This window comes from Arthrobacter sp. TMP15 (assembly GCF_039529835.1).
GTDB lineage: Bacteria > Actinomycetota > Actinomycetes > Actinomycetales > Micrococcaceae > Specibacter.
In genome coordinates, this window is the sequence record NZ_CP154262.1 from 2,787,285 (window position 1) to 2,805,904 (window position 18,620).

At 58.1% G+C, this 18,620-nt stretch carries 15 protein-coding genes; 7 read left to right on the forward strand and 8 right to left on the reverse strand.

What is annotated here, in order from left to right:
- The first annotated feature begins 3 nt into the window (after positions 1 to 3).
- Entirely contained in the window at positions 4 to 624 is a 621-nt protein-coding gene (locus AAFM46_RS12470) for a TetR/AcrR family transcriptional regulator (protein WP_343318103.1), read from the forward strand.
- A gap of 21 nt (positions 625 to 645) precedes the next feature.
- Here AAFM46_RS12470 and AAFM46_RS12475 read toward each other — a convergent pair whose 3' ends face one another.
- From AAFM46_RS12475 to AAFM46_RS12510, 8 genes are all read right to left on the reverse strand, one after another.
- Entirely contained in the window at positions 646 to 1,494 is an 849-nt protein-coding gene (locus AAFM46_RS12475; RefSeq protein WP_343318105.1) for an NAD(P)-dependent oxidoreductase, read from the reverse strand.
- Positions 1,478 to 3,055, reverse strand: a complete 1,578-nt coding sequence (locus AAFM46_RS12480) for an AMP-binding protein (protein ID WP_343318107.1) — start codon at positions 3,053 to 3,055, stop codon at positions 1,478 to 1,480. The genes AAFM46_RS12475 and AAFM46_RS12480 overlap by 17 nt, the downstream gene beginning before the upstream one ends.
- Positions 3,056 to 3,197: 142 nt before the next feature.
- A complete protein-coding gene (locus AAFM46_RS12485) occupies positions 3,198 to 4,010 on the reverse strand; it encodes an enoyl-CoA hydratase family protein (RefSeq protein WP_283530895.1) in 813 nt (270 codons plus the stop codon).
- A gap of 3 nt (positions 4,011 to 4,013) precedes the next feature.
- Positions 4,014 to 5,171, reverse strand: a complete 1,158-nt coding sequence (locus AAFM46_RS12490) for an acyl-CoA dehydrogenase family protein (RefSeq protein WP_283530896.1) — start codon at positions 5,169 to 5,171, stop codon at positions 4,014 to 4,016.
- A gap of 53 nt (positions 5,172 to 5,224) precedes the next feature.
- Positions 5,225 to 7,234 (reverse strand): biotin carboxylase N-terminal domain-containing protein, encoded by a 2,010-nt coding sequence (locus AAFM46_RS12495; RefSeq protein WP_343318109.1) that lies wholly within the window; start codon positions 7,232 to 7,234, stop codon positions 5,225 to 5,227.
- Positions 7,235 to 7,250: 16 nt separating this feature from the next.
- Positions 7,251 to 8,846 carry a carboxyl transferase domain-containing protein gene (locus AAFM46_RS12500; RefSeq protein ID WP_343318110.1) on the reverse strand — a complete coding sequence of 532 codons (1,596 nt, stop codon included), beginning with the start codon at positions 8,844 to 8,846 and terminating at the stop codon, positions 7,251 to 7,253.
- Positions 8,843 to 10,549, reverse strand: a complete 1,707-nt coding sequence (locus tag AAFM46_RS12505) for an acyclic terpene utilization AtuA family protein (protein WP_283530899.1) — start codon at positions 10,547 to 10,549, stop codon at positions 8,843 to 8,845. The genes AAFM46_RS12500 and AAFM46_RS12505 overlap by 4 nt, the downstream gene beginning before the upstream one ends.
- On the reverse strand, positions 10,546 to 11,367 hold the full coding sequence (locus AAFM46_RS12510; protein WP_343318112.1) for a TIGR03084 family metal-binding protein: 822 nt from the start codon (positions 11,365 to 11,367) through the stop codon (positions 10,546 to 10,548). Before AAFM46_RS12510 ends, AAFM46_RS12505 begins: the two co-directional genes overlap by 4 nt.
- Positions 11,368 to 11,578: 211 nt before the next feature.
- Here AAFM46_RS12510 and AAFM46_RS12515 point away from each other — a divergent pair, with 211 nt between their 5' ends.
- The 6 genes from AAFM46_RS12515 to AAFM46_RS12540 all read left to right on the forward strand — a co-directional run bounded on the left by AAFM46_RS12515 (position 11,579) and on the right by AAFM46_RS12540 (position 18,607).
- Entirely contained in the window at positions 11,579 to 12,190 is a 612-nt protein-coding gene (locus tag AAFM46_RS12515; protein ID WP_283530901.1) for a TetR/AcrR family transcriptional regulator, read from the forward strand.
- A gap of 232 nt (positions 12,191 to 12,422) precedes the next feature.
- Positions 12,423 to 13,403: a substrate-binding domain-containing protein gene (locus AAFM46_RS12520; RefSeq protein WP_283530902.1), complete on the forward strand. Its 981-nt coding sequence runs from the start codon at positions 12,423 to 12,425 to the stop codon at positions 13,401 to 13,403.
- 151 nt (positions 13,404 to 13,554) lie between these two features.
- Positions 13,555 to 14,874 (forward strand): ABC transporter substrate-binding protein, encoded by a 1,320-nt coding sequence (locus tag AAFM46_RS12525; RefSeq protein WP_343318114.1) that lies wholly within the window; start codon positions 13,555 to 13,557, stop codon positions 14,872 to 14,874.
- A 111-nt stretch (positions 14,875 to 14,985) separates the two neighbouring features.
- Positions 14,986 to 16,032 (forward strand): sugar ABC transporter permease, encoded by a 1,047-nt coding sequence (locus AAFM46_RS12530; RefSeq protein WP_343318115.1) that lies wholly within the window; start codon positions 14,986 to 14,988, stop codon positions 16,030 to 16,032.
- The gene (locus AAFM46_RS12535; protein ID WP_343318117.1) at positions 16,029 to 16,949 is read left to right on the forward strand and encodes a carbohydrate ABC transporter permease; all 921 of its coding nucleotides are present in this window, start codon (positions 16,029 to 16,031) and stop codon (positions 16,947 to 16,949) included. Before AAFM46_RS12530 ends, AAFM46_RS12535 begins: the two co-directional genes overlap by 4 nt.
- Positions 16,946 to 18,607, forward strand: coding sequence for an alpha-amylase family glycosyl hydrolase (locus AAFM46_RS12540; protein WP_343318118.1), 1,662 nt, complete (start codon positions 16,946 to 16,948; stop codon positions 18,605 to 18,607). The genes AAFM46_RS12535 and AAFM46_RS12540 overlap by 4 nt, the downstream gene beginning before the upstream one ends.
- Positions 18,608 to 18,620: the final 13 nt, after the last annotated feature.

The following is an 18,620-nucleotide window of genomic DNA, read 5'->3' on the forward strand; positions in this document are numbered from 1 at the left end:
ACCATGAAACCTCTTGAGAGTGAAATAGTTGAACCGCGCCGGCAACGCCTCAACCCCGACGAGCGACGACAGCAGATCTTTTTATGCGCCCAAAAACTCTTCAACGCTCGCCCGTATGAGGAAGTTTCGGTCACAGACATTGCCGCGGCTGCCGGTGTTGCCCGCGGATTGATCAACCACTACTTTTCCAACAAGCGCGGGCTGTATCTAGAAGTCATCAAGGTCAGCTCAACTGTCTCCGAGGTGGCCGTGACACTGCTGCCCGAAGGATCCATCCACGAGCGCATAAATCTCGCTGTGGTGTGGTTCTTGGATTCATTGGAGCAATCCGGAGCTACCTGGCTGGCTTTAGGCTCGAGCGGTATGGGCCGCGATCCAGATCTTGAGAGAATCCTCATCGAGGCCGAGAACGATTCCATCGAGTTACTGATCGAGGCGTGCGGGCTGGGCGGGCGCACACAGGACCAAGAGCAAATCAAGGCCATGTTCAGGGTTTACACCCAACTTGCTCGCAGTGGCGCCCGTGAATGGTTACTGCGCAAGTCACTGACCCGCCCGCAGGTGCACGCCCTGTTGGCAAGCACGCTGCGGGCGATCGTCAAGGAAGCAATCCCGGCCATCTGATTTCACATCACCTCTGGGCGGTTAGGGGTCCACATAGAGATCGATCATCAGCTCCGCTGACGGGTCAACGGCGTAGCTCGCGAAATCGCTCACGCCGCGAGCACGCAAGAATTCCTCGTCAATGAGGCTCTGGCCAGTCAGCTCCTTGCTGGGCGTAGTGAGGATTGCATGCGCGGCGTCCGCCATGATGGCAGCGTGCCGTGAACGCTGGATCATCCCCTGCCCGCCCAGCAGGTTTGCCACAGCTGCTGTGGCGATGGTGGTGCGCGGCCACAGGGCATTGGATGCCACACCCTGGCCGGCAAATTCTGCTGCGAACCCCAGAGCCGCCAGCGTCATGCCGTACTTGGCCAGCGTGTAGGCCGGGTGCCCGCCCAGCCACTTCGGGTCTAAATTCAGCGGCGGGCTCAGCGTGAGGATGTGCGGATTAGCTGCCTGCAAGAGGTGGGGCAGGGCTGCTTTGCTGAGCATGAACGTGCCGCGCACGTTGACATCCTGCATGAGGTCATAGCGTTTGGCCGCCACTTTCAACGTTCCATCCAGGGAAATCACGCTGGCATTGTTAACCACGATGTCGATCCCGCCAAAAGTGTCCACAGCGTTCTGCACGGCCGAGGCGATGGTCTCGTCGTCGCGGACGTCGCCCACCACCGCGAGCACCTTCCCACCTGCCGCTTCAATCTCAGCCGCCGCAGTGTGGATTGTTCCTTCCAATCGCGGATCCGGGCTGTCCGTTTTCGCAATTAGCACCACATTCGCGCCGTCGCGGGCGGCCCGGCTGGCAATGGCCAAGCCGATGCCGCGCGAACCTCCTGACATGAGGATTGTCTTTCCCTTCAGTGTTGAAATTTCACTAGATGTTTCGCTCATGACCACTCCAATACGGTGCACGCAGATCGCGCTTCAGAATTTTTCCTGTCGCATTACGCGGCAGTTCGTCAATAAAATCAACTGAGGTGGGGCACTGGTAATGCGCCAAACGTTCACGGCAAAACGCGATGATGTCAGCTTCGCTCACTGTACTGCCCGGAGCGCGGACAACAACAGCTTTGACAGTCTCTACCCATTTGGGATCTGGGACACCCATGACGATTCCCTCCGCGACTTCGGGGTGGGACATGAGCGCATTCTCCACTTCGGGACAGTAGATGTTTTCGCCACCGGAGATGATCATGTCCTTGAGCCTGTCAACCATGTACAGGTAGCCGTCTTGGTCCATGTGCCCGATGTCCCCGGAACAAAGGAAGCCATCCGCGGTGATGGAGTTGGCTGTTGCCTCCGGCTTATTTAGGTACCCCTTCATATTTTGCCCGCCGCGGATCTGGATCTCGCCATTGACACCGGTCGGGAGTACCTCGTGTGTAATGGGGTCCGCGATTCTCATCTCCACACCTGGCAGGACCCTGCCTACTGACTGCAAAACTTCCGGACGTGGAGGGTTTCGGTGATCCGAATCTTGGAGCATTGTGCCGATTCCGGACATTTCAGTCATCCCAAAGACATGCGCCAGCTCAGTATTGGGCCACGCTGTGAGTGTTCTGGTAAGCAGTGGTAATGGCATGGGTGAGGCACCGTAGGCAATCTTTTTCATCGGAGCAAAAGCCGCCGCTGCCTGAGGACCGCCGGCCAGAACAGCATGGATGACAGCCGGGACTATGAAGGAGTGAGTGGCACCGTCGGCAATAGCTTTCATCATGGCCGGACCTGAGGCATCTCGAAGAAAAATGGTCTTGGCACCGGCATAAACACCCACCTGGAAATAGCATGAGCCACCCACATGGAACATGGGCATCCCCACCATACTGACATGCTCCGGTGCCATCCCCAATCCGTAGTTGGAGACAACACTGTGCATGTTCACGCTCTTGTGAGTCAGCTCCACACCCTTGGGGGTTCCCGTTGTTCCGGAGGTGTAAACGACAAGAACTGTGTCATCGGGGTTAACGTCCTGGTCTACTTCTGCCTCAGCTGCGGTCGCTGCACCGCTAGAGAAGAATGCCTCAAACTCGTCATTGTCTCCACCAATGACAACTGTGCGCGGTAGGGGCGTTTCGGCGTTTGCTGCCTCCACAACGCTATGTAACTCCGCTCCATAAAAAACAATCTTCGGCGCGGAGTCCCTCAGAACGTACGCCAGTTGGCTTGGTGCCAGACGGTAGTTGCCCACCACAGTGCCTGCACCTAGTGCCGAAGCCGCGTACGTTAGCTCAATAATGGCGAGGTGGTTTAAATCGAAGGTGAGAATGCGCTCGCCACGCTTGATCCCTGCGGCACGCAAGGCTTCGGTGAGCTGCAGGATCCTTGGACGCCATTGCGCCCATGTGTAGCTGACGTCACCAAAGGTGATTGCTGGAGCATCGGGGCGGTGCTGCGCCCAATGATCAAGTCGGTCCTGGAGGAATACTGGGGGCGCAAGGGCGTCAAGGGTCATGGCAAGCCTTTCTTTGGCGCCGGCATCATTGCCGGCTTCTGGTCTGCGAGGTTCTATCTTGTGTGGATCGAGTGTTGCGCCAAACCACGGCGTGTTGTGAAGGAGCGTTGGTGCAAAGTGAACGTTGCCTGAAGGAGCGTCACTAGGAAGTGGGGAGTTGCCAGGACGGTTGACGGCGTTCCAAGAATGCCGCCATGCCTTCCTTAACCTGATCAGTGGTGAAGAGTCTGGTAGAGAGTGCCGTCATTTCTGCAACCCCCGCATCCAACTGGGCCAGCATGGGTGCCGCCGCCACCTTCTTGCTTTCGGCCAGCCCCTGCGGGGCACCCAGGCGGAGATTTTCCAAAATAGGTTCAAGGACGCCATCCACATCCTCCGCAGCGCAGGTGATGAGTCCGCACTCCTGCGCAGCAACAGCATCAAAGCTCTCCCCCGTGAGGTAATAGCGTGACACCGAACGGCTGCTCATGCGCCCCATGGTGGTCAGGGAGATGATGGCCGGGCCCAGCCCAATCCGCACTTCAGAGAAGGCAAAGGTGGCAGCCGTATGGGCCACAACTATGTCTGCGGCACCCAAGATGCCCAGCCCCCCTGCCCGGGCCACGCCGTCGACCCGGGCAACCACCGGCACCGGGGCGCTCAGGATGCTGCGCATAATCTTCGCCAGATTCTGCGCGCCCTCCGCAACTCCTTGCGCACCAGCTTCTTTCAGGTCCGCTCCAGCGCAAAAGACCTTGCCTGTATGGGCCAGCACAATAACGCGCACACTGCCATCGGCCGCCTCGGCACAGGCCTGTTCCAACCTGGCCAGTAACTGCGCCACTAGCTGTTGTGAGAGCGCATTGCGGTTGGCCGGTGAGTCCAGGGTGATAGTGGCAATTCCGGCTGCAAGGCCATAATGCACCAGCTCAGCGTCAGCTGACCCACTGCGCCCCGGCTGGGATTCAGTAGCCATGGATCAGTAGCTCTTGGGCAGACCGAGGGAATGCTGGGCCACAAAGTTCAGCACCATTTCCCTGCTCACCGGGGCCACCCTGCCGATCCTGGCCAGTCCCAGCATCTGTGCCAGCCCATATTCCTTGCTCAGACCATTCCCGCCCATGGCCTGGATAGCCGTATCCAAGGCATTAATGCTGGCTTCGGCTGCAGAATATTTGGCCATATTCGCGGCTTCCCCGGCAGCCATATCTTCACCCGCATCGTACAAAGCTGCGGCGCGCAGCATCATGAGCCGGCTCAGTTCAAGCTCAATATGACTCTTGGCAAGGGGGTGGGCAACACCTTGGTGCGCTCCAATGGGCTGACCCCATACCTCCCGTTCCTTGGCGTACGCAACCGCCTTGTTGATGGCGTAGCGGCCCGTGCCGACAGCTATGGCCGAAGCCATAATGCGCTCCGGGTTCAGACCGGCAAATAATGCTTCTAAGGGTGCATCCGTCCCTCCCACCAGAGCCTCGGCTGGCAGGCGAACATCGTCCAGGAAAAGCAGGTACTGTTTCTCGGACTCAATGATGTCCATCTCCACTTCCCTGTATTCAAAACCCGGTGTTTCCCGAGGCAGCACAAACATGGCTGGACGGAGGCGCCCACTGCGCTCATCCACCGTGCGGGCAACTATCAGAACGTAGTCGGCACTATTGACGCCTGTCACGTAGACCTTGCGGCCGTTCAGGACCCAATCGTCACCATCGCGGTGGGCCACGGTGGAAATATTGTGCGAGTTAGATCCAGCCTCGGGTTCGGTAATGCCGAAGGACATGACGATGGAACCGTCGGCAAACCCTGGCAGCCAGCGCTGCTTCTGTTCATCGGTGCCGTATTTGGCGATGATGGTTCCGCAGATAGCGGGGGAAACCACCATCATCAGCATGGACGCACCCAGTATGGAGGTTTCCTCCAATACGGCCGTCAACTCATAGATTCCTTGCCCACCTCCACCATATTCTTCCGGAATTGAGACGCCCAGGAAACCGGACTCACCAAGTTCCTGCCATAGCTCAGTCATGGTTTCGCCTGCACGCGCGTGCTTGTTGGCGTAGTCAGGACCGTATTTATTGACGATCTCACGCACCGCTGCGCGCAAGGCCTGCTGTTCGTCTGTTTCAACAATGCTCATTTATTGCTCCTCATTGAGTTGGAAAATTTTTTTGGGAAGTGTTCCGGCGGGGCTCATTCAGGCTGCACTTCCACGACGGCCAGGACCATGCCCACGTCCACATTTTGTCCCACAGTGACATGCAGTTCGGAAACGATCCCGTCCGCTGGCGCCCCGATGGTGTGCAGCATCTTCATGGCTTCCAACACCAGAAGCGGCTGCCCCGCCGTCACCTGATCCCCCGCGGCAACATGCACGTTCACCACAGCGCCCGGCATGGGTGCTGTCAATGAACCTTCTGCCACAGCAAGGCTGGGGTCCGGGAAACGCTCCACCTCCGTAAAGGTGATGGAGCCGCCGTCACCATCAACCTCAAGAACAGTCCCAGCAGCGGTGGTGTAGTGTGCTACCGACCAGGAGCGCACCAGTCCCTCCAGCTCAAGGCTCACGTTCTCGGCACTGAGATGGACAATGGCGGCACCGCCGAACCCCTCTGCCATTAGCCCGTCTCGTGTCATCTCATATGAGACGTTGTGTTCCCCGGCCGGGCCCACCAGCGTGGATTGCTGTGGCATGGAGCGCAAGTTCCGCCAACCGCTGGGTAGTAGCCCCAACGTGGGGGCTTGTGTGCGGCGTAGCGCCGCTGCCGCAAGGGCTGCTGCGAGCGCCGCAACTTTTTCCTCGTCCGCTCCGGCCACCGGGGCCGCTAATACCTCGAGCCCATGGGTGGGAAGGAATGCTGTATCTGTTTCACCGGCCAGAAAGGCCTCGTGCCGCAGGATGTTCACCAGCAAGTCCCGGTTGGTGCGGACACCGTGGATCCGCGCACGGGACAATGCCCGGGCCAGTGAGCGGGCCGCCTCCACCCGGGTGGGCGCCCAGGCAATAAGCTTGGCCAGCATGGGATCGTAATGGATGGAGACAGTGGAACCAGCTTCAACAGCCGAGTCCAAACGCACCCCCCGCTCACGGGTGGGCAGCGCGAAGTTCGCCGCCAGCCCATCAAAGTCAAAGCGCTGCACCGTACCGGTCTGCGGGGCCCAGCCAGCGGCTGGATCCTCAGCATAGAGGCGCACCTCAATGGATGAGCCGTGTGGTGCCGGCGGTTGTTCGGCCAAGGCAGCACCTGCTGCCACATCAAGTTGCAGCGCCACCAGGTCCAACCCTGTGGTGCACTCGGTGACAGGGTGTTCCACCTGCAGGCGTGTGTTGGTCTCCAAGAAGTAAAAGCGTCCAGAGGCATCGGCTAAGAATTCCACCGTTCCGGCGCCCACGTAGTTGACGGCCTTGGCCGCTGCAACGGCCGCCGCAAACAACTTCGCACGCATGCCGGGTGTTCGCTCCACTAAGGGTGAAGGAGCCTCTTCCACAACTTTTTGGTGCCGCCGCTGGATGGAGCATTCACGCTCCCCTACCGCCCAGACGGTGCCGTGGGTGTCAGCCATGACTTGCACTTCAACGTGGTGGCCCGTTTCCAGATACGGCTCACAAAAAACAGTTCCATCACCGAAAGCGCTCGCCGCTTCTGTTCGGGCAGTCTCAAGCTCGGCCGGCAAATCTGCCAATGCGCGCACTATGCGCATTCCGCGGCCGCCACCACCGGCGGATGCTTTGATGAGCACGGGCAGCTGCGCCTCGGTGATAGCGGCCGGGTCCAACTCGCTCAGGACCGGCACTCCGCCTGCTTCCACCAGGAGCTTGGCTGAAATCTTGTCCCCCATGGCATCAATGGCTTCCGGGGACGGTCCAATCCAGATCAGCCCGGCAGCCTGAACACTCCTGGCAAAGTCGCCGTTCTCAGACAAGAACCCGTAACCCGGATGGATGGCGTTAGCACCGGCGCGCAGAGCGGCGGCAATGATGAGCTCACCGCGCAGGTAGGTTTCGGCGGCGCTTGTCCCAGGCAGGTGCACCGCGGTGTCGGCCTCGGCTACGAAGGGGGCTCCGGCGTCGGCCGTGGAATAAACCGCAACAGTGCCGATGCCGCGTTCGCGGCAGCTGTGGAACACGCGGCGGGCAATTTCGCCACGGTTGGCCACGAGCACACGGGTGATGGGTTCAGTGTTGGTGGAGGGTTGGCTCATGAGTGTCATCCTTGGCTCACATCCGGAAGACGCCAAAGCCCTCGGCGCCCTTGATGTCGGTGGTGGCGATGGCAGAAAGTGCCAGACCTATTACGTTGCGGGTGTCGCGGGGGTCGATGATGCCATCGTCGTACAGCTTCCCGGAGAGGAAAGTGGGCAGCGATTCCGCCTCGATCTGAGCTTCAACGGCTGAGCGCATGGCGGCGTCGGCGTCCTCATCAAAGTCACGTCCGCTGGATGCCGCCGCGGCTCTGCCCACAATGGACATGACTCCCGCCAGTTGCGCGGCCCCCATGACGGAGGACCGGGCGCTGGGCCAGGAGAACAGGAATCGCGGATCAAAGGCTCGCCCGCACATGCCGTAGTGTCCTGCCCCGAAGGATGCACCCATCAGAACTGACAGGTGCGGGACGGTGGAGTTGGAGACGGCGTTGATCATCATGGAACCGTGCTTGATGATCCCGGCCTGCTCGTACTCTTTGCCCACCATGTAGCCGGTGGTGTTGTGCAGGAACAGCAGCGGGGTGTTGGCGGAGTTGGCAAGCTGGATGAATTGGGCGGCTTTTTGCGCCTCGGCTGAGAACAGCACGCCGCGGGCGTTGGCCAAAATACCCACCGGGTGTCCGTGGATTCTTGCCCAGCCCGTCGCCAAGGACGTGCCGTACAGGGCCTTGAACTCATCAAAGTCACTGCCGTCCACAACCCGGGCAATGACTTCACGTGGATCGAAGGGAACTTTGAGATCTGCGGGGATGATCCCCAACAGCTCTTCCTCAGCTAGGCGGGGTTCCTGGGAGGCGGCAGGAGTTGCACCCTTTTTAACCCAGTTGAGCCGTGCCACAATCCGACGGCCAATCCGCAGCGCATCCATCTCATCCAGTGCGTAGTAATCGGCCAGTCCGGAGATCCGGGCGTGCATGTCAGCACCACCAAGGGATTCATCATCTGATTCCTCCCCCGTGGCCATCTTCACCAGAGGTGGGCCAGCCAAAAAAACCTTGGACCGTTCCTTGATCATGACAATGTGATCACTCATGCCCGGAACGTATGCTCCTCCGGCTGTGGAGTTGCCAAACACCAGTGCAATGGTGGGGATTCCTGCGGCCGAAAGCCGGGTGAGGTCCCGGAATAGTTTGCCGCCAGGGATGAAGATTTCGCTCTGGGTGGGCAGATCCGCTCCACCGGATTCAACCAGTGAGATCACCGGCAGCCGATTCTCCCTGGCGATGTCCAAGGCCCGGAAGATCTTCTTGGTGGTGTACGGGTTGGAGGTGCCGCCCTTGACGGTGGGCTCGTGCGCCACGATTAAGCACTCCACACCTTCCACCACGCCAATGCCCGTCACAACGCTGGCACCCACATGGAACTTAGTGCCCCACGCTGCCAAAGGAGAGAGCTCAAGGAACGGAGAATCCCTGTCAATGAGCATCTCAGCCCGCTCCCGGGCCAGCAGCTTCCCGCGTTTGCGGTGCCTTGTGACAGCTTTTTCACCACCACTTTGGCGAACCTTGGCATATTCACCGTCGAGCTCAGTTAACTTCTGAACCATAGCCGCCCTATTGGAGGTGAAGTCAGCACTGAGTGGGTCTATAGTTGTGCGCAAAACGCTCACAGTAGTTCCTCCGGAATCGATAGGTGGCGGGCTCGAAGCCATTCGCCCAAAGCCTTGGCCTGCGCGTCAAAGCGAGCATTGGAGGCCACGCCTTCACCGAGCAGTCCACGAATAACAAAGTTCACGGCGTGCAGATTTGGCAGCACATGGCGTTGAATTTCCAACGACTGAGTCTCCGGTAACAGCTCCTGGAGCTTTTCTACGCTTAGAGTGTTGACCAGCCAGGGCCACGCCTGTTCGTTCTCCACCCATACACCCACGTTGGCGTCCCCGCCCTTATCACCGCTGCGGGCCGCTGCCACGCGTCCTAGTGGGGCACGCGTTGATGTACTTGATTGCTCCAATGGCGGTAGTTCCGGTTCGGGTACCGGTGCCAGTGCGACGGCGGAAGTGACGGTTTCGCTGGCGGGTGGGAGCAGGATTTCGGTGCCGTCGGGCAGCGCAACCTTGTGTGGGACCTCGCTCGCGGCAACCCAGCCGGGCCGGTAGATACCGTAGGGTGCGGCATTGCCGGGGGGTGAGGTGAGGTGGAAACCTGGGTAGCTGGCCAGGCCAATCTGCACGGCGGCGTTGGAGAACGCCCGGCCCACAATCGCAGGGTCGGTTCCGCGAGCTACACAATGGAGCATGGCGCTGGCTTCTTCACAATTGTCCGCGTCCGGGTGGTCGGTGCGGGCAAGGCTCCAGCGTGTTCCTTCGGGCACTGCATCTGCGAGCTGGCTTTTGATCAGTGCCGCTTTTTTGTCGATATCCAGGCCAGTCAGCACGAACGTGACCTCGTTGCGGTAGCCACCTAATTCGTTGATGGAGACCTTCAGCGTGTCCGGCGGGGCCTCCCCCCGCACGCCAGCCAGACGCACCCGGTCCGGGCCGTCGTCGTCAATGGCAATGGAGTCAAGACGCAGCACCGCGTCAGGTCCGGCATATCGGGCACCGGTGATCTCGTAGACAAGCTGGGCGGTGACGGTTCCTTTTGTAACTGCCCCAGAGGTACCTGGATGCTTGGTGATCACGGAAGATCCATCCGCGGAGATCTCGGCAATGGGGAAACCGGGGCGGTGCATATCCTTGATGGTGTCAAAGAAGGAGTAGTTCCCACCAGTTGCCTGGGTGCCGCACTCAATCACATGCCCGGCGGCCATGGCCCCGGCAATTTTGTCATAGTCGGTGGGTTGCCAACCGAAATGGTGTGCGGCGGCGCCCACCACCAGCGAGGCATCGGTGACGCGGCCGGTGACCACAATCTCAGCCCCTGCCCCCAAGGCTGCGGCGATCCCCCATCCACCCAGGTAGGCATTGGCGGAGAGTGGTTTTCCAGCTGCCGTGCTGAACCCCAACTCTGTGGCACGGTCAATGAGATCATCGCCGTACACGTGGGCAATTTTGGCGTCCACACCCAGCGTGACTGTCAGTTCTTGGAGCTTGGCAGCCAATCCTGCGGGGTTGAGGCCGCCGGCATTGACAACAATCTTCACGCCCTTTTCCATCGCCAGTGCCAGGCTGTCGCGCATCTGTGCCAAGAAAGTCTTCGCGTAACCGGTACTTGGGTCCTTGGCCCGGTCCCTGGCCAGGATGAGCATTGTCAGCTCGGCAAGGTAGTCCCCGGTAATTACATCTACCGGGCCACCCTCCAGCATCTCTGTGAAGGCCCCAGCCCTGTCCCCGTAGAATCCGGATGCGTTGGCAACGCGCAGTGCACTCATGCTTTTTCCTCCTGAGTTTCTGCAGTCGCGGCTGGTTCTCGCCCTCTACCGGGAGGGCCGGCGAATGCCTGCGCTATGTCAAGCCATTTATCGGCATCTGCGCCCTGGGCTACCAAAGCCAGATCGTCACGGTGCCGGCGCTTAGCGGCCAGCAAACAAAAGTCAAGAGCTGGGCCACTGACTCGCTGCGCAGCATCTATCGGTCCCCACGTCCACAGTTCTCCTGTGGGACTGTCGAGTTCAACCCGGAACTCGTGCTCTGGAGGCGTCAATTCATGCACCGTGAAGGCGAAGTTGCGTGTCCGGACTGCCACGTGGGCAATGTGTTGGAGCCGATCCGTAGGCTCGCGTATGAGCGCCAACGCATCGGCAACGTCCTGGCCGTGGGCCCACGTTTCCATGATGCGTGCTGTTGCCATGGACAGGGCGCTCATGGATGGACCAAACCAAGGCAGCTTAACACCCGGTGCCACGTTCTCCAGCGCCTGGGCCATCTGCTTCCGGCCCTCACGCCATCTCTGCAATAACTGAGCCGGTGGCATGGCAGCCCATTCTGCGGCGGCGCTGTCAATCGAGATCTGCCCCGCGCGCAAAGCGGCACCTATGGCAGTAAATGCTGCTGGCTGACCGTTGGCCGCCGCTGCAGCATCAGTTGCCACTTCATCTGTCCAGGCCAAGTGTCCTATTTGGTGCGCCACACTCCACTCAGGGGCCGGCGTTGCCATGGTCCAACCCGCAGCAGGCATGGCCGTGAGCATCTCGTCCAAGACCATCGATTCAGCTTCCAAATCGTTCAGTATGCCTGCCAAATCCACCATGTTCCAACTCCGTTCGTTGAGGTTCGCAGAACTACTTACCCGCTGCCATCTATAGAGGTAAGTCACGCATGTTCCGCAGTGTCAGGACTACTGCCATCATCAAGGTGCGCGGTGCTGATCCGGTCATCGCACTTGTTATGCAAGTATGTGACGTAGATCAATAAAAAGCAAGCAAGCTTGCTTGTTTTCTTTTCATGCTAACGTCCCTTGTATGAGCAGAATGGCCATCGAACCCCGGCAGGACCGTAGTCGCATTACGCGTGAGCGTCTTCTGGAAAGCGCCGTGGCTTTGCTTTCTGAGACGGGATGGACCAATACCACCGTCACTACCGTTGCCACTCACGCAGGGGTTTCCCGTGGCGCAACACAGCACCACTTCCCCACTAGAGACGATCTCTTCACAGCAGCAATCGAACACATGACGGTAGCGCGAGTCCTTGAAGTCCGAGCCGCCCTGGCAGTCCATTCAGAGGGCTCAGCCCCCGTGCGAGAAGTTCTCGATTCCCTCGTGGGCCTGTACACAGGTCCACTCTTCAAAGCCGCGCTGCAGGTTTGGACGGCAGCCGCCGTGGATCCAGTGGTGCGCGCGCACATCATCCCCTTGGAACAAACTGTGGCTCGAGAAGCATTCAGGCTGGCGGCAACGCTACTGAACATCGACAGGGAAAACCCTCGACTTCGTGCCATCGTCGCAGCCACTCTTGACCTGGGGCGCGGACTTGGTCTTGCCAATATCCTCACCGACGACGCCAATCGGCGGACCTGGGTGCTTGACGCCTGGTGCGCCGAACTAGAGCAGATCATCGCCCAAGAGGCCCACTAAAAAGGCTGAGCGCTCTCGCAGGGCCGCACTTGCCTGCCCTCCTAGCTAAAAAATGAGTGCAAGTATCCCTCTCGACGCACGTATTAGCGTCGTTTACGAAACATATTGCGATAGTTCAAGCAGGCGCTACTGTTGGTTTTATCGCTTACGAAACCGTTTACGTAAACCGTTTGCGTGATCTCTCCCACAGACGTGAGGGTGATCAGGACGAAGAAACTATGGAGGAGGAACTGTGGTCACTATCCGCGATGTTGCCAAACATGCGGGCGTTTCTCCTGCCACTGTTTCCAGGGTTGTCAATGGGCTGGTGGGTTACTCAGATGAGACCCGATGCCGTGTAGAAAACGCAGTGAAAACGCTGAACTATGAAACGGACTCTCTCGCCCGAGGCCTCAAGACGCGGCAAACCTCCGTGATCGGACTACTGGCCCCCATGGTTTCGGATGCTTTAGCCTCGCAGGTCATGTTGGGAGTTGAAGATGAAGCAAGGGAACGAGGCTACGCTGTGATGCTTGGCCGCACAGGTGCCAAGTCAACATATATAGCAAGTTATCTAAGGACGCTGCGCACTTACCGAGCGGCGGGTGTCATCCTCATTTCCGCTGTGATCACCTCTGAGACGCGGCAGTTGTTGGGGACTAAGGTGCCCTTAATCTCAGTCGCCATCAGCGACAAATCCGGCTCCCCCAGCGTGGCAATTGACGATGAACTGGCAGCCTATGAGTCCACCCGTCATTTACTCCGACTCGGCCACCGCCAAATCGGTCTACTAGAGGGGGATCCGGCATCAATATACGTCGCATTGCCTCGCAAACGCGGTTACCTCCGCGCCATGGCCGAAGCCGGCTGTAGTCCTATTACCGCTGCTGGCAACTTCTTCTACGAAAGTGGTGCAGCAGGGGTTGAAAAACTACTGCAGCAAGATCCTTCTCTGACCGCCATCTTCGCGTTGAGCGATGAAATGGGCGCAGCAGCCGTCAATGAACTTCAACGCCGTGGGCTGCGGGTTCCAGAAGATATCTCGGTTCTGGGCTTCGACAATACCGCAACAGCCCTGCATGTGAACCCCCCATTGAGCACCATGTCACAGCCGCTTGAAGAAATGGGACGAATGGCAGTGAAAAAACTGCTTCGCTCCCGTGACCTCGGACCAAAGATCATGCCACACAGGTTGATTGAGAGAGGCTCCACGGCAGTCCTTAGCACCATATGACGCTATCGAAGCCCGCTGCTGAAGATACCAATTCGTTTACCCCACAGTCCCCACTCCGGTGGTAGCTGCCGTGCTCTGTGCCGCCAGCACTCCAGAAATATTTCCCAACACAACAAACAATCTGCTTTACAAAGAAAATAAGGAGCATCACATGAGGCAACGCCGCCGCACTTGGCAGACTCTTCTGGCCACCAGCGCATCCCTAACCGTCGTCGCCGTCGCCCTTACCGGTTGCGGTGGCACGGCCTCAGAAACACAAGACACTTCCAAAGACACTGCCGTGTCTTTCGAAGGTAAGGGCCCTATCAACTACGTCTCAAATCGCGACGCTTCCGGTGCTGCAAACAAGAGCATCGACGAGTGGAATACAGCCCACCCGGATGAGAAGGTTACTTTCATTGAACTACCAGACTCTGCGGACCAGCAACGTCAGCAGCTGATCCAGAACGCCCAGATCAAATCAGATACTTTCAGCGTATTGAATCTTGATGTTGTCTGGACCTCAGAGTTCGCCGCTAACAAGTGGATTATGCCGCTGCCCCAGGACGCCGTTCCCACGGCGGATATGATTCCAGCCACCGTCAATGCGGCGAGCTACCGCGACACTTTGGTTGGTGCTCCCTACTACACCGACGGCGCCCTTTTCTACTTCCGCTCAGATCTCCTCAAAGCCGCTGGAATTGCCAACCCACCCAAAACTTGGGATGAGATGAAGAGCGCCTGCGCGTCGATCTTGGCGCTGCCCGAAGCTGCGGGTATGTCCTGTTACACCGGCCAATTCGATAAAAACGAGGCCCTCACGGTCAACTTCTCCGAGGCCGTAGCCTCCGCCGGTGGCACCGTGGTGGACGCCGACGGCAAACCTACTGTTAATACTGCTGAGGCAAAAGCCGGACTGAACCTGCTAGTGGATGGTTTCAAGGAGGGAATGTTCCCTTCTGACGCCATCACCTACCTTGAAGAGCAGGGACGGCGCGCCTTCCAAGATGGGGAACTCGTCTTTATGCGTAACTGGCCCTTCCTGCATGCCTCGCTAAGCGCCACAGACGGCTCAAGTAAGGTGGCCGGAAAGTTTGATATCTCCGCCATTCCAGGTACGGACGGTCCGGGCGTCTCCACCCTTGGAGGCCGCAGCCTCGCCATCTCTCCTTTCACCGAAAATAAGGCAACAGCCCTGGAATTCTTGAAGTTCTTCACTAGTGAGGAGCAGTCCAAAAAGCGTCTTGCGCTGTCCTCGCGAGCCCCGGTCTACGCTTCACTGTTCGCCGATCCCGACGTCATTGCCAAGCGACCGTTCTTCCCGATCCTTCTGACCTCACTAAATAATGCGCAGCCCCGCCCCAAGGTGGTCCAGTACGGCGCCACCACCAAGGCCATTCAAGAAGAGGCTTATGCGGCTATCACTGGCAAGAAGGACACTGACACGGCTCTGAAAGACATGCAAAGCAAACTCGCCGAGTTGGTCAAGTAATTCAGGCATAGCTTTTTATCCCCGAGAAGCCCAGAGACTACCGATTGGCTGGCCGGACACATCCGGCCAGCCAATTCGCTAGGCTATTGCAACTCCAGTGAGGTACCAACCATGACCACGACTGCCCACCCCGCCGGTGCACACAACCGCAACTCCCGCCCTGCCAGATTCCGCAAACGCAACAAACGTTCACAGGGTGAAGGACGCATGGCCGCGATGCTGCTCTCCCCCACCATTTTGGTACTAGCACTTGTGATTGTGTACCCGCTGCTCTCAGCAATACACCAGTCCATGTTCCGTGCAGAGTCCGGGCTGGATGCAGATGGTTTCGTCTCCGACACCGAATCCTTCGTGGGTCTTGCCAACTATGTAGATGTATTCGTTGGTGAATCCGGCCGGAGATTTCTCAACGCGTTCGCCAACACCACGTTCTTCACGCTCACCACGGTGATCTTAGAAACCGTTCTGGGTCTGACCTTGGCTCTTGCCATGAACCGCGCCTTCCGCGGCCGTTCATTCCTGCGTGCCAGCATCCTCGTGCCATGGGCAGTTCCCACCGCTGTCTCAGGTTTGCTGTGGCGCTGGATTTTCCAGTCTGACGGCATTGCCAACAACCTGCTGGGTAGCGAAATTCTATGGACGGCTGAAGGAAATTCTTCGAAAATTGCCATCATAGTCGCCGAAGTCTGGAAGACCGCCCCCTTCATTGGTCTCCTTGTTCTTGCTGGAATGCAGGTTATCCCCGGCGAAATATATGAGGCCGCCAAGATAGACGGGGCCGGCTGGTGGAGGCAGCTTGGAGCCATCACGTTGCCATTGGTGAAGCCCACACTGTTGGTCGCAGTACTCTTCCGCATGCTGGACGCTCTGCGCATGTTTGACCTACCCTTTGTGTTGATCGGCCCGGGTAAAGAGTCGGTAGAAACTCTCTCCATGCTGGCTTGGGATGAATCGAATCAGCTACGTTACGGATCTGCCTCCGCGTTCGCCGTCATCCTCTTCCTCTATGTGGCTGTCGTCGCGATCGTCTTTGTAAAGGTGCTCGGCGCGGATGTTACCGGGGCAAAGGAACTGAAATTACTCTCCAAAAAGAGCCGCAAAAATGCGATTGCAGCACAGCGGAACTCCGATCCGACGAAGACTGAGGCCACTCTATGACCATCTCCGAGCTGCGCAGCGCAGCCGCGTCCTCCGGCACCGGCACCACTGCCTCAAAGCGTAAAAGTAACAGCGGGCTTGAGGCGAAGCCTCCCCGCACATGGCGGTCCTATGGCATCTATATCGGTTTGGCGCTGATCTTTGCCTACTGCCTTGCCCCGTTTTATTGGATGTTGGTCTCTAGTCTGCGCCGTACCTCAGACATTTTCGATAACACACTGCTGCCAGCACCCTTTTCGCTTGAGAACTATTTTAAGGTTTTTGATGGTTCCACTCTTTTTGGCCAAGCCCTGCTGAACTCCTTGATCGTGGCCACAACCACAACAGTATTGGCACTGATCCTAGGTATTTTTGCCGCCTACGCCATTTCTCGACTGAATTTTCCGTTCAAATCTCTGATCCTTGGCGTGATTATTGCTACCTCAATGTTTCCGGGCATCTCTGTCGTTGTACCGCTTTTGCGTCTGTTCACGGACATCGGCTGGATCAATACTTACCAAGCAATGATTGTCCCGAACCTTTCCTTTGCAATCCCCCTTGCGGTATGGAACCTCACCACTTTAATGAAATCCCTGCCTTTCGACCTCGAAGAGGCCGCCATGATCGATGGCTGCACAAAATGGCAAGCATTTCGTCGGGTTTTGCTCCCCTTGGCTGCTCCTGGAGTCTTCACCACAGCGATCCTGACATTCATTCACAGTTGGAATGAATTCATCATTGCACTATCTATGATCAACGATCCAAAAGTTCAGACCGCTACGGTCGCAATTTCCAAGTTCACCGGCGCCACTGAATTCCAGGCACCCTTCGGCGAGCAAATGGCCGCCGGCGTAATCGTGACAATACCGTTGGTGATTATGGTGCTGATATTCCAACGCCGCATCGTTGAAGGACTCACCGCAGGTGCCAACAAGTGAGCTCACATCCGCTGGCTGTGGGTCAAGAAACCCGCAGCATTCCCACCACTGAGTGGTGGGAATCTGCAGTTATTTACCAGGTCTACCCGCGTTCGTTCGCGGATGGCGACGGTGACGGTGTGGGAGATCTTTCAGGGCTCATAGCCAAGCTGCCCTACATTGCGGAACTGGGCGTGGAGGGTATCTGGATCACCCCATTCCAGCCCTCCCCACAAATAGACCAGGGTTACGACGTCAGCGACTACTGCGGGGTGGACCCCCTGTTTGGCACCATGGAAGAATTCGATGAACTCCTGGACCTAGCCCATTCGTTGAAACTTCACATTCTGCTAGATGTTGTACCCAACCATTGCTCATCCGAACACCCACTGTTCCAGCAGGCGCTCAGGGCTGCGCCGGGGTCTCCAGAGCGGGACATGTTTCACTTTGTCACCCCGTCGGAAGACGCTGACAACCAGGATTCAGAGACCAGCGCACCACCAAACAACTGGCAGAGCGTCTTTGGCGGTCCGGCATGGAGCCGGGCCAACCCAGAATCTACAACAGATAGAGACTGGTATCTGCATCTTTTTTCGGCCGAGCAGCCGGACTGGAACTGGCGCAACCTAGCTGTGGGTGACTACTTCGAAGCTGTCCTTCGTTTCTGGTTTGACAAAGGCGTCGATGGTCTACGTATCGACGTCGCGCATGCACTCTTCAAAGCCAAAGGGTTACCTGACTCGGTCTCCGGAAGTGGGGTTGTGGACGGTTTGCGATCTAACGCACAGGTTTCGGATCAAGAAGAGGTCCATGAGGTCTACAGGCGCTGGCGCCTGCTTGCGGAGCAATATCAGCCTCATCGTTTACTGGTCGGAGAGGTCAACTTAGAACCAGAACGTGCAGCTCGTTATACCAGAGCGGATGAGATGCAGCAGGCTTTCGCCTTTGCGTTCGTTAAACTCGGCTGGGATCCAAACACCTGGGCAGCAGTGGGAAATGAGCTAGAGGCAGCCCGCCAACTTCATGGTGCCACGCCAACATGGGCACTTGAGAATCACGATATTGTCCGCACCGTCACCCGCTTTGGTGGCGGAGAGCTGGGTAGTCTCAGGTCCCGTGCAGCCATAGTGGCGCTGCTTGGTTTACCCGGGCCCGCATACCTATATCAGGGCCAAGAACTTGGCTTGTCTGAGGTGGATGTCCCGATTCGGGCCCGCGTCGATCCGATGTGGGCTCGCGGCGGTGTTTGTCGTGATGGTGCACGAATTCCACTGCCATGGACCCAAAGTCCGGCCCAAAACCACGGTTTCACTTTGAAAGAACAAACAACGGCACGGCCCGCAGAGCCATGGCTGCCAGTCCCGCCGCACTGGGGTGTGCATGCGGTTGAGCTGCAGCAACAAGATCCCGGATCCACGCTTAACCTCACAAAGAGATGCCTCTCAATACGTCGAAAGCTTTGGGCTCATGGAGTTTTTACCACAAACGACGGCGGTCATTGGCGGGTAGACCCGGGAAATCTGCTGATCTGCGAACGCAACGATCAGTTCTTGGTGGCTATTGCGATGGGCACCGAAGCTGCAAGCCTCCCACCCGGCACTGTCTTATTCAGTGCCGTGCCACTGCTTGATGCCGGTTGGCTGCAACCAAACAATGCAGCGTGGATACTGCGGGAATAAGAAGTTTCCAGGG